General features: G+C 67.7%; 15 protein-coding genes. 5 read left to right on the forward strand and 10 right to left on the reverse strand.

Translation table 11 applies throughout. The features are described 5' to 3' along the window. Positions 1–10 precede the first annotated feature (10 nt). The 7 genes from LQZ87_RS08320 to rpsA form a co-directional block, all read right to left on the reverse strand. Positions 11–619, reverse strand: coding sequence for a CoA-binding protein (locus LQZ87_RS08320; protein WP_230102997.1), 609 nt, complete (start codon positions 617–619; stop codon positions 11–13). Then, positions 616–1,920, reverse strand: coding sequence for an O-acetylhomoserine aminocarboxypropyltransferase/cysteine synthase family protein (locus LQZ87_RS08325; RefSeq protein ID WP_230102998.1), 1,305 nt, complete (start codon positions 1,918–1,920; stop codon positions 616–618). Before LQZ87_RS08325 ends, LQZ87_RS08320 begins: the two co-directional genes overlap by 4 nt. Continuing rightward, the gene (gene acs / locus LQZ87_RS08330) at positions 1,917–3,971 is read right to left on the reverse strand and encodes an acetate--CoA ligase (RefSeq protein ID WP_230102999.1); all 2,055 of its coding nucleotides are present in this window, start codon (positions 3,969–3,971) and stop codon (positions 1,917–1,919) included. The genes LQZ87_RS08325 and acs overlap by 4 nt, the downstream gene beginning before the upstream one ends. Next, complete coding sequence (locus LQZ87_RS08335; RefSeq protein ID WP_230103000.1) at positions 3,962–4,807, reverse strand: ABC transporter permease; 846 nt, start codon at positions 4,805–4,807, stop codon at positions 3,962–3,964. Before LQZ87_RS08335 ends, acs begins: the two co-directional genes overlap by 10 nt. Next, the gene (locus LQZ87_RS08340; protein ID WP_230103001.1) at positions 4,807–5,832 is read right to left on the reverse strand and encodes an aliphatic sulfonate ABC transporter substrate-binding protein; all 1,026 of its coding nucleotides are present in this window, start codon (positions 5,830–5,832) and stop codon (positions 4,807–4,809) included. Before LQZ87_RS08340 ends, LQZ87_RS08335 begins: the two co-directional genes overlap by 1 nt. Further along, positions 5,829–6,692: an ABC transporter ATP-binding protein gene (locus tag LQZ87_RS08345; protein ID WP_230103002.1), complete on the reverse strand. Its 864-nt coding sequence runs from the start codon at positions 6,690–6,692 to the stop codon at positions 5,829–5,831. Before LQZ87_RS08345 ends, LQZ87_RS08340 begins: the two co-directional genes overlap by 4 nt. A gap of 150 nt (positions 6,693–6,842) precedes the next feature. Continuing rightward, a complete protein-coding gene (gene rpsA / locus LQZ87_RS08350; protein ID WP_230103003.1) occupies positions 6,843–8,306 on the reverse strand; it encodes a 30S ribosomal protein S1 in 1,464 nt (487 codons plus the stop codon). 210 nt (positions 8,307–8,516) lie between these two features. On the opposite strand from rpsA, the gene LQZ87_RS08355 reads away from it, so the two are divergent. From LQZ87_RS08355 to LQZ87_RS08365, 3 genes are read left to right on the forward strand one after another with little or no spacing between them, the layout of a single operon-like run. Next, positions 8,517–9,035: a hypothetical protein gene (locus tag LQZ87_RS08355; RefSeq protein ID WP_230103004.1), complete on the forward strand. Its 519-nt coding sequence runs from the start codon at positions 8,517–8,519 to the stop codon at positions 9,033–9,035. Beyond that, positions 9,029–9,856, forward strand: coding sequence for a hypothetical protein (locus LQZ87_RS08360; RefSeq protein ID WP_230103005.1), 828 nt, complete (start codon positions 9,029–9,031; stop codon positions 9,854–9,856). Before LQZ87_RS08355 ends, LQZ87_RS08360 begins: the two co-directional genes overlap by 7 nt. Positions 9,857–9,893: 37 nt before the next feature. Beyond that, a complete protein-coding gene (locus LQZ87_RS08365; RefSeq protein ID WP_230103006.1) occupies positions 9,894–10,823 on the forward strand; it encodes a 5'-3' exonuclease in 930 nt (309 codons plus the stop codon). A gap of 18 nt (positions 10,824–10,841) precedes the next feature. Here LQZ87_RS08365 and LQZ87_RS08370 read toward each other — a convergent pair whose 3' ends face one another. Genes LQZ87_RS08370 through trpD form a run of 3 tightly spaced genes read right to left on the reverse strand, consistent with a single transcriptional unit; the run spans position 10,842 to position 14,155 of the window. Next, positions 10,842–12,101, reverse strand: coding sequence for an MFS transporter (locus tag LQZ87_RS08370; RefSeq protein WP_230103007.1), 1,260 nt, complete (start codon positions 12,099–12,101; stop codon positions 10,842–10,844). Then, positions 12,098–13,084, reverse strand: a complete 987-nt coding sequence (locus tag LQZ87_RS08375; protein ID WP_230103008.1) for a PHP domain-containing protein — start codon at positions 13,082–13,084, stop codon at positions 12,098–12,100. Before LQZ87_RS08375 ends, LQZ87_RS08370 begins: the two co-directional genes overlap by 4 nt. A gap of 6 nt (positions 13,085–13,090) precedes the next feature. After that, on the reverse strand, positions 13,091–14,155 hold the full coding sequence (trpD, locus tag LQZ87_RS08380; RefSeq protein WP_230103009.1) for an anthranilate phosphoribosyltransferase: 1,065 nt from the start codon (positions 14,153–14,155) through the stop codon (positions 13,091–13,093). Positions 14,156–14,297: 142 nt separating this feature from the next. On the opposite strand from trpD, the gene LQZ87_RS08385 reads away from it, so the two are divergent. Beyond that, the gene (locus LQZ87_RS08385) at positions 14,298–14,990 is read left to right on the forward strand and encodes a heme-copper oxidase subunit III (RefSeq protein WP_230103010.1); all 693 of its coding nucleotides are present in this window, start codon (positions 14,298–14,300) and stop codon (positions 14,988–14,990) included. Between the two features lie 20 nt (positions 14,991–15,010). Continuing rightward, positions 15,011–15,814 (forward strand): cytochrome c, encoded by an 804-nt coding sequence (locus LQZ87_RS08390; RefSeq protein WP_230103011.1) that lies wholly within the window; start codon positions 15,011–15,013, stop codon positions 15,812–15,814. Positions 15,815–15,845: the final 31 nt, after the last annotated feature.

Here is a 15,845-nt window from a genome sequence, read left to right on the forward strand (position 1 = left end):
CCGGGACGCGTCAGCGCGACAGCAGCTGCCGCCTCGAGCTGATCACGCCGGTGTCGAAGCCGGCGAGGTGGAGCCCGCCGTGGAAACGCGCGTGCTCGATCTTGATGCAGCGGTCCATGACGACCGAGAGCCCGGCGCTCTCGGCGATGGCGGCGGCCTCTTCATTCCACGAGCCGAGCTGCAGCCACAGCGCCTTCGCTCCGACGTCGACCGCTTCCTGCGCCACGCCAGGAAGGTCGTCGTGCTTGCGGAACACGTCGACGATGTCCGGGACGACGGGCAGATCGGCGATCGACGCGTACGCGGGCTGGCCGAGGATCTCGTCCGCCATCGGATTCACGAAGTAGACGTCGTACGGCGAGCTCGACTGCAGGTACGTCGACACGAAGTACGACGCGCGCGCCGGGTTGCTCGACGCGCCCACGATCGCCACCGACCGCGATCGGCGCAGCAGGGCGAACCGCTCCTGCTGGCTGGGGCTCGCCCATGTTCGATCCAGGCCCGCGCCCTCGGATCCGGTCTCGACGGCGGCACCCGGCAGCTCGCAGGCGACGCCGTCAGCCGACGCAGAAGGTGCGGGAGCCGGCGGTGTGAACTCGCAGGTGTCGTTCGTGCTCATCGGGTTGCTCCCGTCGCTGCGGTGAGGGCCTGGTCGAGATCCCAGATGATGTCGTCCGGATCCTCCAGCCCGACGGAGATGCGGATGAGATCCGCGGGCGCGCCGGCGGCGACGAGCTGCTCGGCGGTCAGCTGCCGGTGAGTCGTGGATGCCGGGTGGATGACGAGCGTGCGCGCGTCGCCGATGTTCGCCAGATGCGAGGCGAGCTGCAGGTTCTCGATCAGCGTCTCCCCGGCGGCTCGGCCGTCCTCAGCTGCGACGCCGAACGCGAAGACGGATCCGGGCCCCTGGGGCAAGTACTTCGCCGCGCGCTCGTGGTGCGGGTGCGACTCGAGGCCGGCCCAGGTCACATACGAGATGCGGGGGTCCGCATCGAGCCACTCCGCGACGATGCGTGCGTTCGCCAGGTGCGCGTCGATCCGCTGCGGCAGCGTCTCGATGCCCTGCAGCAGGTTGAACGCCGACTGCGGGCTGAGCGCCGGCCCGATGTCGCGCAACTGCTCGGAGCGGAGCTTGGTGAGGAACCCGTACTCGCCGAAATTGTCCCACCACTTGATGCCGCCGTACGACTCGACCGGCTCGGTCATCTGCGGGAACTTCCCGTCTCCCCAGTCGAACGTGCCCTTCTCGATCACGATGCCGCCGAGCGTCGTGCCGTGCCCGCCGAGGAACTTCGTAACGGAGTGGATGACGATGTCGGCGCCGTGCTCGAGCGGCCGAGCCAGGTACGGCGTGGCCAGCGTCGCGTCGACGACGAGCGGCACGCCGGCGGCGTGCGCGACCTCCGCGAGCCCTTCGATGTCGGCGATCTCGCCGGACGGATTGCCGATCATCTCGACGTAGACGACCTTGGTCTCTGGGCGGATCGCCGCCGCGTAGTCGGCCGGGTCCGTCGAGGGGACGAAGGTCGTCTCGACGCCGAAGCGCCGCAGCGTGACATCGAGCTGGGTGACCGTTCCGCCGTAGAGCTGCGCGGATGCCACGACATGATCGCCGGCGCCCACGAGAGCCGCGAACGTGATGAACTCGGCGCTCATGCCGGATGCCGTCGCCACTGCGCCGATGCCGCCCTCGAGCGATGCGAGCCGCTCCTCGAGAGCAGCGACCGTGGGGTTGCCGATGCGGGAGTAGATGTTGCCGTACTTCTGCAGGGCGAACAGGTTGCCGGCATCCTTCGCGTCGTCGAAGACGAACGACGTGGTCTGGTAGATCGGCACGGCACGCGCACCGGTCGCGGCATCCGGTGTTCCGCCGGCGTGGAGCGCGCGGGTGCGGAACCCGAAGCGGTGTTCTTCCGTCATGACTTCCTTAGTTCTGGTCTCGGAATATCTGCGAGCGCCGCGGCGATGCCGGCCACGGCATCCGGGTTCTGCAGGGAGGTGGTGTCGCCCAGCGCCTGCGGCTCTCGGCCCGCGCGACGATCCTGCTCAGCCTCCCACAGCTGCGCGAGGAGCCTGCGCATGATCTTGCCCGAGCGCGTCTTCGGCAGGTCCGGCACCGGCACGATGTGGCGGGGCTTGGCCACGGGGCCGATCTCGCGGGCGACGCGGTCGCGAAGAGCGGATGCCGTCACATCCCCGTTGCCCGAGGGCATCACGAACGCGACGACCGCCTGGCCGGTGATCGGGTCGAAGACGCCGGCGGTGCCGGCCTCCCCCACCGACGGATCAGCGACGAGGGCCGATTCGATCTCGATCGTGGACAGTCGGTGCCCGGAGACGTTCACGACGTCGTCGAGGCGCCCGAGGATCCAGATGTATCCGTCGGCGTCCCGCGTCGCACCATCGCCGGCGACGTAGTAGCCGCCGTAGTCGCCGTGTCCGGCGAAGTCCGACCAGTACGAGTCGCGGTACCGCTGCGGGTTGCCCCAGACGGTGCGCGCCATCCCGGGCCAAGGCCGTCGGATGACGAGCGTTCCTGAACGTCCGGCCGCCACCTCATCGCCGCTCTCGTCGACGACGGCGGCATCGATGCCCGGCAGAGCCACGGATGCCGAACCGGGCTTGAGCGTGGTCGCACCGGGCAGCGGCACGATCATCGCCGCTCCTGTCTCGGACTGCCACCACGTGTCGACGATCGGCAGCTCGTCACGCCCGAAGGTGCGGCGGAACCACACCCATGCCTCGGGGTTGATCGCCTCGCCGACGGTGCCGAGCAGGCGGATGCTGGACAGGTCGTGCCCCGCGGGCAGCTCATCGCCGAACCAGGTCATGAACGTGCGGATCAGCGTCGGCGCCGTGTAGTACACCGTCACGCCGTAGCGCTCGATGATCTCGAGATGCCGCTCCCGGTCCGGGCTGTCCGGCGTGCCCTCGTAGATGACCTGGGTCAGCCCGTTCGAGAGCGGCCCGTAGATCTCGTAGGTATGCGCGGTGACCCACGCGAGGTCGGCGGTGCACCAGTGCACATCGTCGGGCTTGGCGTCGAAATGCGCCCAGTGCGCCCAGCTCGCGTGGGCGAGGTAGCCGCCCGACGTGTGCACGAGGCCCTTCGGCTTCCCGGTGGTGCCGGACGTGTAGATGATGAAGAGCGGATGCTCCGCCGCGAACGGCTGCGCCTCATGCGTCTCGGCCGCGGTGTCGACCACGTCGTGCCACCAGACGTCGCGGCCCTCGCTCCACGCCACGTCCTGACCGGTGCGCCGGACGACGAGCACGTGCTCGAGGGCGGGCAGGTCCGCGGCGGCGATGTCGGCGGCCGACTTCACCTCGACAGCAGTGCCCCGGCGGAACTGCCCATCGCTCGTGACGAGCAGCTTGGCGCCGGTGTCCGCGAGACGGAACCGCACGGCCTCGGCGGAGAAACCGCCGAACACGAGCGAGTGGACGGCGCCGATGCGGGCGCAGGCGAGCGCGATGACGACCGTCTCGATGAGCACGGGCAGGTACACCACGACCCGGTCGCCGGGGACGATCCCGAGCGCTTCGAGCGCATTCGCGGCCTGCGAGACGCGACGCTGCAGATCGGCGTAGCTCACCGCGGTCCGGTCACCCGGTTCACCCTCGAAGTGCAGGGCGACCTTATCGCCGCGGCCGGCCTCGACGTGCCTGTCAACGCAGTTGTAGGCGACGTTCAGTGTTCCGCCGTCGAACCAGCGCGCCGCCGGAATCGCATCACCGGTCGGCTGCTGCCAGTCGAGTGCCGTGTGCCACGGGGTCGCCCAGTCGAGCCGGCGCGCTGCGTCCTCCCAGAAGGCGATGGGGTCGGCATCCGCCTGCCCGTAGATCTCCTCCGTGACGTTCGCCTGCGCGCGGAACGCGGGCGGCGGCGGGTAGGTGCGGTCCTCGATCAGGCGGGCTTCTTCGGTCGGCCCATCTTCTGGAACCAACACCGTGTCGTCGATCAGGTCCATCGCTTGAGCAGACGCCTTTCGATGAAGCCGAGGATCGCGTTGGTGATCGTCCCCAGAACGGCGAGCAGCACGATCGCGAGGAGGATGCGGTCGACGCGACCGTTGTTCTGCGAGTCGTCGAGAAGGAAACCGAGACCCATCGACGAGGCGATGAGTTCGGCGGCGACGAGGAACAGCCACGACTGCGCGAGCGCGAGCCGAAGGCCCGACATCACCGACGGGATGACGGCGGGCAGTTGCACCGTGCGGAACAGGGACCAGCCGCGGAGGCTGAACGAGCGTCCCGCCTCGACGAGATGCGGGTCGACGTGGCGCAGCGCGTCGGCGACCGTCGTGTAAACCGGGAAGAACGCGCCGATCGCGATCAGCGTGACCTTGGACTCCTCACCGATCTGCATCCACAGGATCAGCAGCGGCACCCAGGCGAGCGACGGCACGGCACGGAGGGCTGCGAGCGTCGGGCTCAGCAGCAGGTCGCCGAGCTTGGACAAGCCGACGATCGCCGCGACGGCGAGGCCGATGAGCGACCCGATGGCGAAGCCGAGCAGTACGCGCTGCACCGAGATCGCGATGTGGGTCCACAGCTGTCCGCGTTCGGCGAGTTCGACGCCCGCCGTGAAGACGGATGCCGGGGTCGGCAACCGGTACGTCGGCACCAGCCCCGTCGTCGTGGCGATCTGCCAGACGACGAGGATCACGACCGGGAGCAGGAGCCCGCCGATGAGGCGGACTCCTGAACGATCCCACAGCCCGCGCCCGCCGGCGCGGCTCGCGCCGGGCAGCTCGAGTGCTCGGCGGGAGCCCTCGAGCGCGGCGCCTTCGGCGGTCTGACTCATCAGCCCTCGACGGCCTTCTGAGCGAAGTCCGGGTAGATGATCTCGGAGAGCGCCTTGTCGACGGCATCCTGACCGCCCTGCACGTCACCGGAGTCGACGATAACCGGAGCGATCTTCTCGAGCACCTTGACCTGGGCGTCACCGGGCACGCCGTCGACGTCGAGGTTGGAGCGCTCCTGGATCACGGTGGTGGCCACGTCGAGGTCGATGCCGGCCGCGTCAGCGAGCAGCTGCGCTGTCTCCTCGGGGTTCTCGAGCGCCCACTCGCGGGCCTCTTCGTATGCGTCGACGACGGCCTGCGCGAGGTCGGCGTGGTCGGTGATGAACTCCTCGGTGGCGTTCAGGAAGCCGTACGTGTTGAAGTCGACGTTGCGGTAGATCAGCTTGTCGCCGGACTCGACCTCGGCAGCGGCCATGATCGGGTCGAGGCCCGCCCAGGCTTCGACCGAGCCGCCGTCGAGTGCTGCACGGCCGTCGGCGTGCTGGAGGTTCTGCACCTCGATGTCGTCGACGGTGAGGCCGGCGGTCTCGAGTGCCTGCAGCAAGAAGAAGTACGGGTCGGTGCCCTTGGTCGCCGCCACCGACGTGCCGGCGAGGTCCTCGACCGAGGTGATGTCGCTGTCGGCGCCGACGACGATCGCCGACCACTCCGGCTGCGAGTAGATGTCGATGACCTTGATCGGCGAGCCGTTGGCGCGGGCGAGCAGCGCCGCGGATCCGGCGGTCGAGCCGACGTCGACCGAACCCGAGCGCAGCAGCTCGTTGGCCTTGTTGGACCCTGCGGACTGCACCCACTCGACCGTGACGTCGTCGCCGAGGATGTCCTCGAGGATCCCCCGGTCCTTGATGACGAGGCTCAGCGGGTTGTAGGTGGCCCAGTCGACAGTGACGGTACTCGCGGACCAGTCGGATCCTTCGGCAGGAGCGGCGTCGGCGTTCTCACCGGCGACGCAACCGGTGGCGAGCAGCATCATCGCGCCGGCGATCGCGGTCGCAGGAACGATTCGGCGGGTGATGATGCTCATCGGGTCTCCAGGTCTGTGCTGTGATCGGTGGCGCTGTGATGGGTGTCGACGCCGAGCCCTTCGAGGAGCTCGGCGCGAAGTGCCGCGAGTCCGCGATCTGCGCGGTCTCGGGGGCGGATGCCGGGGACGGCGATCGTACGGGCGATCGACGCGGCATCCGGGTCGGGGTCGACGGTCAGCGAGCGCAGCAGCAGCACGCGGTCCGCCAGGTAGAGGGCCTCCTCGACGTCATGGGTGACGAGGAGGATGGTGGTGGGCTCTGCGGCATGGATGTCGAGCAGCAGGTCCTGCATCCGCAGGCGGGTCAGTGCGTCGAGCGCACCGAACGGCTCGTCGAGCAGCAGGACGCTGGGGTTGCGGGCGAGGGCACGTGCGAGGGATGCCCGCTGCGCCATGCCGCCGGAGACCTCACGGGGGCGCTGGTTCGCCGCGTGCTCGAGACCGACGAGGCGGAGGAGCTCGGAGACGCGCTCGGTGCGGGCGCGTCCGCGCAGTCGCCGCGGCAGTCCGAGTGCGACGTTCTGCGCCAGGGTGCGCCACGGCAGCAGCCGCGGCTCCTGGAAGGCGACCGCCGTGCGCTCGTCGGTGTCGGTGACACCGGTTCCGTCGATGGCGATGATGCCGCCGGTGGGAGTGTCGAGGCCCGCGACCAGGCGCAGCAGCGTCGATTTGCCGCATCCGGACGGTCCGACGACGGCGACGATCTCACCGGCGCCCAGGTCGACGTCGAGACCGCGCAGCACTTGCCGCTGCCCTTCGGCGACGGCGAAGCGCCGCTCCACGCTCTCGAGGCGCACGGCCGTCGCGGCGCCAGCGGGCGGGACGGTCTCAGTGCGCGACGAGAGAAGGGCGGAACTCATCCCCCCATCGTCGCGGAGTGCGGCTGATGTGACGAGGTCGGCCGTAATCTTGCGTCACACGTCGCGTCCGGTGCTCCTGAGCGGATGTCGCGAATACGCGAAACGGGCCGCCACCCCGAAGGGTGACGGCCCGTTTCAGACAGACGTTGCTTACGCGTTGCCGCCCGAGAGCTTCTCGCGGAGAGCCGCGAGTGCCTCGTCGTCAGCAAGCGTGCCGGCGCCGGCGGAGTCGCTCGTGAACGACTGGCCAGCGGCTGCGCCGAAGTCGTCGCCAGCGGCGGCCTCGGCCTCGGCTGCCTTGGCAACCGCAGCCTTGTGAGCCTCCCAGCGGGTCTGGGCCGCAGCGTACTCCTGCTCCCATGCCTCGCGCTGAGCGTCGAAGCCGTCCTTCCAAGCACCGGTCTCGGGGTCGAAGCCCTCGGGGTACTTGTACTCGCCGTTCTCGTCGTACTCGGCGAGCATGCCGTACAGAGCCGGGTCGAACTCGGTGCCGTTGGGGTCGACCGACTCGTTGGCCTGCTTGAGCGACAGCGAGATGCGACGACGCTCGAGGTCGATGTCGATGACCTTGACGAAGACCTCTTCGCCGACGGAGACGACCTGCTCAGCCAGCTCGACGTGCTTGCTGGAGAGCTCGGAGATGTGCACGAGGCCCTCGATGCCGTCTGCGACGCGGACGAACGCACCGAACGGAACGAGCTTGGTGACCTTGCCCGCAGCGATCTGGCCGATCGCGTGGGTGCGGGCGAAGACCTGCCACGGGTCCTCCTGCGTCGCCTTCAGCGACAGCGAGACGCGCTCGCGGTCGAGGTCGACCTCAAGGATCTCGACGGTGACCTCCTGGCCGACCTCGACGACCTCAGAGGCGTGCTCGATGTGCTTCCAGGACAGCTCGGAGACGTGGACGAGACCGTCGACGCCGCCCAGGTCGACGAACGCACCGAAGTTGACGATCGACGAGACCTGGCCCTTGCGGACCTGACCCTTGTGCAGGTTGTTGAGGAAGTTCGAGCGGGACTCGGACTGCGTCTGCTCGAGCAGTGCGCGGCGGCTGAGCACGACGTTGTTGCGGTTCTTGTCCAGCTCGAGGATCTTCGCCTCGATCTCCTGCCCCAGGTACGGGGTCAGGTCGCGGACGCGGCGCAGCTCGATGAGCGAGGCCGGCAGGAAGCCACGGAGGCCGATGTCGACGATGAGGCCACCCTTGACGACCTCGATGACGGTGCCGGTGACGACGCCGTCGTTCTCCTTGATCTTCTCGACGTCTCCCCAGGCGCGCTCGTACTGTGCGCGCTTCTTGGAGAGGATCAGGCGGCCTTCCTTGTCCTCCTTCTGGAGAACGAGAGCCTCGACCTCGTCGCCGACCTTGACGACCTCGTTGGGGTCGACGTCGTGCTTGATGGAAAGTTCGCGGGAGGGGATGACACCCTCGGTCTTGTAGCCGACGTCGAGCAGAACCTCATCGCGGTCGATCTTGACGATCGTTCCTTCGATGATGTCGCCGTCGTTGAAGAACTTCAGAGTCTTCTCGACCGCGGCCAGGAAGTCCTCAGCAGATCCGATGTCGTTGATGGCGACCTGCTTGGTGGCCGGGGCGGTCGTTGCGGTAGTCATGTAGTGGGTTGTCCTTGTTGGGTGGATACTCGGGCTTCTCCGGCTTTCACGCATGCGTGACTCCGCTGGAGAAGCAGTTGGATTTGATTGGATGCACACAGGCGCGCGCGTGCACGCCACGAGTGACACTTCAGAGTATCAGAGATGGCGCCATTCCGGTTCTGTGGATAAGTCGGACGGGATGCCGCGGGTTCGCGTTAGCGTGAACGGGTGATGGTCCCCCGATCGAAGACGAACCGGTTCCGGATGCTGGCGCTGCTGGCCGTGGCCGGAGCGACGCTGAGCGCCTGCACGCCCGCGCCCGCCCCGAGCCCGACGCCGACCGCCGCCTTCGCGAGCGAAGAGGAGGCCTTCGCTGCTGCGGAGGAGACGTACCGGGCCTACAACGATGCGAGCAACGGCGGAGATGATACTGCTGACTTCCTTACGGGCGCTGCCCTGGATAGCGACATCGAAACCAAGCGCTACCTCAAGGAGAACAATCTCACGCTGTCGGGCCAGAGCGAGATCGTCAGTTTTTCTGGAACAAGTGCTGATCTAGACCGCTTATCCAGGATTCAGGCACGCGTGTGCCTGGACGTGAGCGATTCACGCGTTATCGACAAGAACGGCAACGACGTCACGCCGTCGAACCGCGAAGACCGTTGGGTCCTGAATGTGGCGCTGACCGGCACGCCGGACGAGATCCTCATAACGAACTCCACTGTCGCCGAGGGCAAGTCGTGTTAACACTCCACATCGCCGCTCTGGTGCTCGCGCTCGTCCCGGGTCAGTCGCCAGCGGAATGCTCTACTGACCAGATCAAAGCGGGGCTTTGCACCACAAACACAGGCACCGAGATCGTCATCGACGGCTCGAAGTCCACAGACCCCGACCGCGGCACCTCGCCCATCGACAACTCCGACTGGACGCCGCCGCCCGGGTGGACACCGCCGCCGGGGTGGACTCCCCCACCACCCAGCGACGAGTTCGGCGAGTGCCGGATGGACTGGGACTCCTACCGCCTCTGCTTCAACGCGGCGCAAGACCCTGACGATGAGGAGGCGCAGGAGGAGATCGCGGCGATACCCGCGATCACGATCTCGGACCTCGCCCGCTTCGCTCCGGACGGCTCCGTCGTCGCCGCAGAGCCTGACAACGTCGGGGTCGTCGGTCTTCCGACGAACTTCGTGGCCGCAGCATCCACGCACACCGTCGACGCCGATCTGTTCGGGTTCCCCGTCTCGGTGCGGTTCACTCCGTCGGCATTCGACTTCGCGTTCGGCGACGGCCATACCGCGATCACGACCACCGGCGGCGCGACCTGGGCGGCACTCGACCAGGCGCAGTTCACTCCCACAGACACCAGCCATACCTACTCCGAGCGCGGCACATACACGGCCAACGTCGACGTCCGTTACACGGCCGAAGTCGACTTCGGAATCGGATGGCTTCCGATCACCGGCGAGGTCACCTCGCCCGGCGCACCGCAGGAAATCCGCATCTTCGAGGCGCACACCGCGCTCGTCGCCCACACGTGCGAACAGGCTCCGAGCTCCCCCGGCTGCTGACCGCGGCAACGTCACTCCCCTGTGCCATGCTGATCGGATGAGCGAGAAGCTGATGCTGCTGGACACCGCATCTCTGTACTTCCGCGCCTTCTACGGCGTCCCGGACAAGGTGAAGGCACCGGACGGCACCTCGGTGAACGCGACGCGAGGACTGCTCGACATCATCGCGAAGCTCGTCACGCTCTACGAACCAACGCACATCGTCGCCTGCTGGGACGACGACTGGCGTCCGCAGTGGCGAGTCGACCTCATTCCGAGCTACAAGACGCACCGTGTCGTCGAAGTCGTCGCCGCAGGGCCCGACATCGAAGAGGTGCCCGACCCGCTCGAGGCGCAGCTCCCGCTGATCCGCCAGACGCTCGCCGCTCTCGGCATCCCGATCATCGGAGTCGCCGCTCACGAGGCCGACGACGTCATCGGCACACTCGCGACTCGCTCCACGATTCCCGTCGACATCGTCACCGGCGACCGCGACCTGTTCCAGCTGGTCGACGACAGCCGAGGCATCCGCGTCATCTATACGGCGCGGGGCATGAGCAACCTCGAGATCGTCAGCGACGCGACCGTCGTCGCGAAATACGGCGTGCTGCCAGAGCAGTACGCCGACTTCGCAACGATGCGCGGTGATGCGTCCGACGGCCTGCCCGGCGTCGCCGGCGTCGGGGAGAAGACCGCCGCGACGCTCCTGCGGACGCACGGTGATCTCGCCGGCATCCGCGCTGCGGCCGCCGCGGGCGAGGGCATGAGCGCAGGGGTGCAGGCGAAGGTCATGGCCGCGTCCGACTACCTCGACGTCGCTCCCACCGTCGTCGAGGTCGCACGGAACCTCAGCATCGAGGTGCCGGCGGACCCGGTGCGCGCCCTCGACCCGCAACAGGTCGAAGCAGCAGAGACGCTCGCCGAGCAGTGGAATCTCGGCAGTTCGATGCAGCGGGCGATCGCCGCCCTGATCAGATCAACACCCTGAACCGGCAGGTCGACTGATTCAGCGTCGCCGGAAGGCGACGACCATCGCGGACATCAGCGCAACGACGTAGACCAGAACGATCACGCCTGTTCCGACGAGCGGAACCTGCCATCCGCCGCTCGCCTCGTGCAACGCCCCCATGACCGGGGCGCCCAACGCGGCGAACAGGTACCCGCCGCCCTGCACGAGCGCCGACATCGTGGCGGCCTCCGCATCCGATCGCGCGGCCCGAACCAGACCGGTGAAGATCAGCACGAATCCGCCGGAATGCGTGAGCGCGCCGAACGAGGCCCAGACTCCTGCGAGCTCAGGGGCCACCAGCATCCCGGCCACCATCACAGCGAAGCAGACGCCGAGCATCAGAGCCGAGTACACGGGGCCGACGAACCGCATGAGCAGAGGCGCCAGCATGGCGCCGACGATCGCGACGCCCTGGAACAGCGACGCCAGGGCCCCCGCGGTCGCGGCGTCGACGTCGGTCGTGTCGAGCAGCATCGTCGGCAGCCAGGTCGACATCGCGTAGTAGACGGTCGACTGCGATGCGAAGGCGATCACGAGCAGCCAGACGATCGGGCGTCGAAGGACGACCGCGATGCGGTTGTCGGCTACAACCGGCATCGGCCCGGTGATGCTCGCAGTCTCGTGCCGAGTCGCAGACTCGCCCTGCCCGGCCGATGCCACGGTCTCCCCCGACATCCGTTCTGCGGATCGCCATGAACGCGACCGCACGATGTGGGCGAGCCACAGGGCGATGCCCGCCACCGAGAACAGGCCCCACAGCAGGAGCGCAGTGGACCATCCGGTGACCTCTGCGAGCGGGACGGTGCCGAGCGCCGTGAGCAGCGAGCCGACGTTCAACGTCGCCGTGTAGGCGGCCGTCGCGATCGCCGTACGTTCGGGCGGCAGGTCACGTCGGATGATCACCGGGATGACGACGTTCCCCACGGTGATCGTCGCGCCCATGATGATCATGCCGGTGACCATCGAGCCGAAACCGGGGAGAGCGCGAACCAGCGTGCCGACCATCACTCCGCCGAGGGCGATGAGAAGCGCCAGTTCGGCTCCCGCGCGGCGGATCACGAGCGCGGCGAGCGGAGTCATGACAGCGAACATGATGACGGGCGCCGTCGTCAGCAGTCCGGCGGATGCCGAGCTGATGCCGAGGTCGTGGATGATGTCCGGCAGCACAGGGGTCAGCGCGATGATCGGCGCGCGAAGACTGAGAGCCGCGACCAGGATGCCGATGAGCACCAGCCACGGGAAGGAACGCCGCGTCATTCGGCCCAGGCCCTCAGGCGCTCGAGCCCCCAGGTCGTGACGATCCGCTCCGCCGGCACGCCCGCCTTCTCGGCACGCTCAGCACCGTAGTCGAGCAGCGACAGCTGCCCCGGGGCGTGCGCATCCGAGTCGATCGAGAACAGGCATCCGGCGTCCAGGGCGATCGCGATCAATTCGTCAGGCGGATCCTGGCGTTCCGGCCGTGAATTGATCTCGACGGCGACGCCGTTCTCGGCGCAGGCGTCGAATACGGCACGTGCGTCGAACTGCGACTGCGGTCGAGTGCCGCGGTCGCCCTGCACGAGCCGGCCAGTGCAGTGGCCGAGGACGTTGACGTGGGCCTGCGCGACAGCAGCGAGCATGCGCCTGGTCATCTCCCGTGACTCCATGCGCAGCTTCGAATGCACGGATGCCACGACGATGTCGGCCTCGCCGAGCAGTTCCGGCTCCTGATCGAGCCCGCCGTCTTCGAGGATGTCGACCTCGATACCGGTGAGCATCGTGAACGTGTCGGTGGATTCCGCGCGCACCAGCGGCAACTGCTCTCGCAGGCGCTCAGCCGATAGCCCACGCGCGACGCGCAGTCGCGGTGAGTGATCGGTGATGGCCAGGTAGGAGTGCCCGAGCGCGCGGGCGGCGTCCGCCATGACGGCGATCGGGGTCGTACCGTCCGACCAGTCCGTGTGGGCGTGCAGGTCGCCGCGCAGCTTCGGTCGCAGGACGGACGTCCGCTCCGGCTCGACTTCGCCGCGCAGGTCGACGAGGTACGCGGGCACCACGCCCGACTGGGCCTCGCGGATCACGGCGAAGGTCGACTCACCGATCCCCTTCGCCGCGCGCAACCTCGTCGGGTCGTTCAGCACATCCAGCGGCAGTGCCTTCACCGTGGCGGCCGCCTGCCGGAACGCCTTCGCCCGGTACCGCGACGCTCGCTCGCGTTCGAGAACCGTGGCGATCTCGAGCAGTGCGTCGACGGGATCCATCAGAGCTCAGTTCGATGCCAGCTCGCGCGTCGCGTCGACCCAGGCGTCCAACTTCGCAGCTGCGCTGCCGTCGTCGACGGCGGCTTCGGCCCGCTCGTAACCGTCGCGAAGACGCTCGAGGATCGGCCGTGTCGCCTGCGTCGCGTCCTGCGACAGCTCGAACGCGACGATTCCGGCCGCGGCGTTCAGGAGCACGATGTCGCGAACGGCGCCCTTCGTTCCAGCCAGCGTGTCCCGCAGCACTCCCGCGTTGTACTCGGGAGGACCGCCGATGAGATCGGCGAGGTCGGCCGTGGGGATGCCGAGATCGCGCGGATCCAGGTCGTGCTCGTGGATGTCACCGCGCGAGACCTCCCAGATCCTGCTGTGACCGGTCGTGGTGAGCTCGTCCAGGCCGTCGTCTCCGCGGAAGACGAGTGCCGTGGCGCCTCGCGTGCGGAAGACGCCGGTGATGAGAGGAACGCGCTCGAGCTGGGCGACGCCGACAGCGTTCGCCTCAGCGCGGGCAGGGTTGCACAGTGGTCCGAGCATGTTGAACACGGTCGGCACGCCGAGCTCGCCTCGTGCCGCACCGGCGTGCTTGAAACCGGGGTGGAATGCCGCAGCCCACGCGAACGTGATGCCCGTCAGATCGAGCACCTTCGCGACGTCCTCCGGCGACAGCGAGAGCTGAAGGCCCAGCGCGCCGAGGACGTCCGAGGAACCGGACGCGGAGCTGGCGGCACGGTTGCCGTGCTTGACGACGGGGATGCCTGTGGCGCCGATGATGATCGCCGCTGTGGTCGAGACGTTGACCGTGCCGACGCGGTCGCCCCCCGTCCCGACGATGTCGAGAACATTCGGAGAGACAGGAAGCGGAACTGCGGCTTCGAGGATGGCATCGCGGAATCCGACGATCTCGTCGATGGTCTCGCCCTTGGCGCGCAGAGCGACGAGGAAACCCGCGAGCTTGGCATCCGAGATGTTGCCCTGCATCACCTGGCGCATGGCCCAGGTGGATTCCCACACGCTGAGGTCGCGTCGCTCCAGAAGTGCGGTGAGGACATCGGGCCAGGTCAGGGAATCCGCCATGCCAGAGATCTTATCGGCGCGAATGGACACCCTGAGGACACGTTGCGCCTCGGCCATCCGCGCGGTGCCGCGTATTCACCGAGGATTCGCAGTGTTTTCTTAGGGTCCCCTAAGTCTGGCACCAGCGAATCGGTCCCCCCGGATGCAAGAATCATGCTCGCGAATCGGCCATAATGGACAGGTGACCACCTCAGCGACCTATGCCCCGGCGGCAAGAACGATCAAGCGCCCGAATCCGGTAGCTGTCGGCACCATCGTGTGGCTCGGCAGCGAAGTGATGTTCTTCGCGGGACTGTTCGCGATCTACTTCACGCTCCGCAGCACCTCACCCGAGCTGTGGGCAGACCGTACCGAGCTGCTGAACGTTCCGTTCGCCGCAGTCAACACGGCCATCCTGGTGTTCTCCTCCGTGACCTGCCAGATGGGCGTGTTCGCGGCTGAGGATCTCCAGGCGTATCGCATCAAGAAGGGGCACCTCAACGGCGCAGGCCGCCGCCGCCTCTTCGGCTGGGGAATGGTCGAGTGGTTCTGGGTCACCTTCGCGCTCGGCGCGATCTTCGTCTCCGGTCAGGTCTGGGAGTACGCCCAGCTGGTCGCAGAGGGCCTGCCGATCCAGGCTGACTCCTACGCCTCGGCGTTCTACCTGACCACGGGCTTCCACGCCCTCCACGTCACCGGCGGACTCATCGCGTTCCTGCTCGTCATCGGGCGCGCGTTCGCGGTGAAGAACTTCGCACACAAGGAGGCGACCTCCTCGATCGTCGTGTCGTACTACTGGCACTTCGTCGACGTCGTCTGGATCGTGCTGTTCTTCGTCATCTACTTCCTGAAATAAGAGCGGAGCTGACCTGCGAAATGGCACGAGAGAAGAAGCGTCGCTCGAACGGACGCCGTAGCCCCCTGGCCGCTGCGGCGCTCATCGGAGCGGGACTCCTGATCACCGGAGGCATCTACGCCGGTGCGTCGGCCGCGATTGCGGCAACCGACACCCAGACATCGGCGAGCACGCAGCTGACCGTCGATGACGGACAGAAGCTGTTCCAGGCGAACTGCGCCACCTGCCACGGCCTCGACCTGCAGGGAACCGACAACGGCCCGAGCCTCTACGGCGTCGGCGAGCTGGCAGTCGAGTTCCAGGTCGCGACCGGCCGCATGCCCCTGCAGATGCAGGGACCGCAGGCTCCGCAGAAGCCCGTGCAGTTCACGCAGGACCAGATCGAGGCCATGGCGTCGTACGTCCAGTCGGTCGCCCCTGGCCCCACCTACCCCGCAGACGAGATCCTCGACGGCGAAGGCGATGTCGCACACGGCGCGGAGCTGTTCCGCGTCAACTGCGCGATGTGCCACAACGTCGCGGCAGCCGGTGGCGCTCTCACCGAGGGCAAGTACGCCCCTGGGCTGACCAGCACCAGCGCTCTGCACATCTACGCGGCCATGGTCACCGGCCCGCAGAACATGCCCGTGTTCGGCGACATGAACCTGTCAGACGAGGACAAGCGCGACATCATCTCGGCTCTGCTGTTCCAGCAGCAGGAGGTCCAGATCGGCGGCTTCACGCTCGGCTCGCTCGGGCCGGTCTCCGAGGGCCTGTTCGTCTGGATCTTCGGCATCGGCGCCCTCGTCGGCGCGACCGTGTGGATCACGGCGAAGTCCAACTGACGCATATTCAACGAAGAGGAACGTACGAGGA

Source organism: Microbacterium sp. Bi121 (genome assembly GCF_918698005.1).
Taxonomy (GTDB): Bacteria; Actinomycetota; Actinomycetes; order Actinomycetales; family Microbacteriaceae; genus Microbacterium.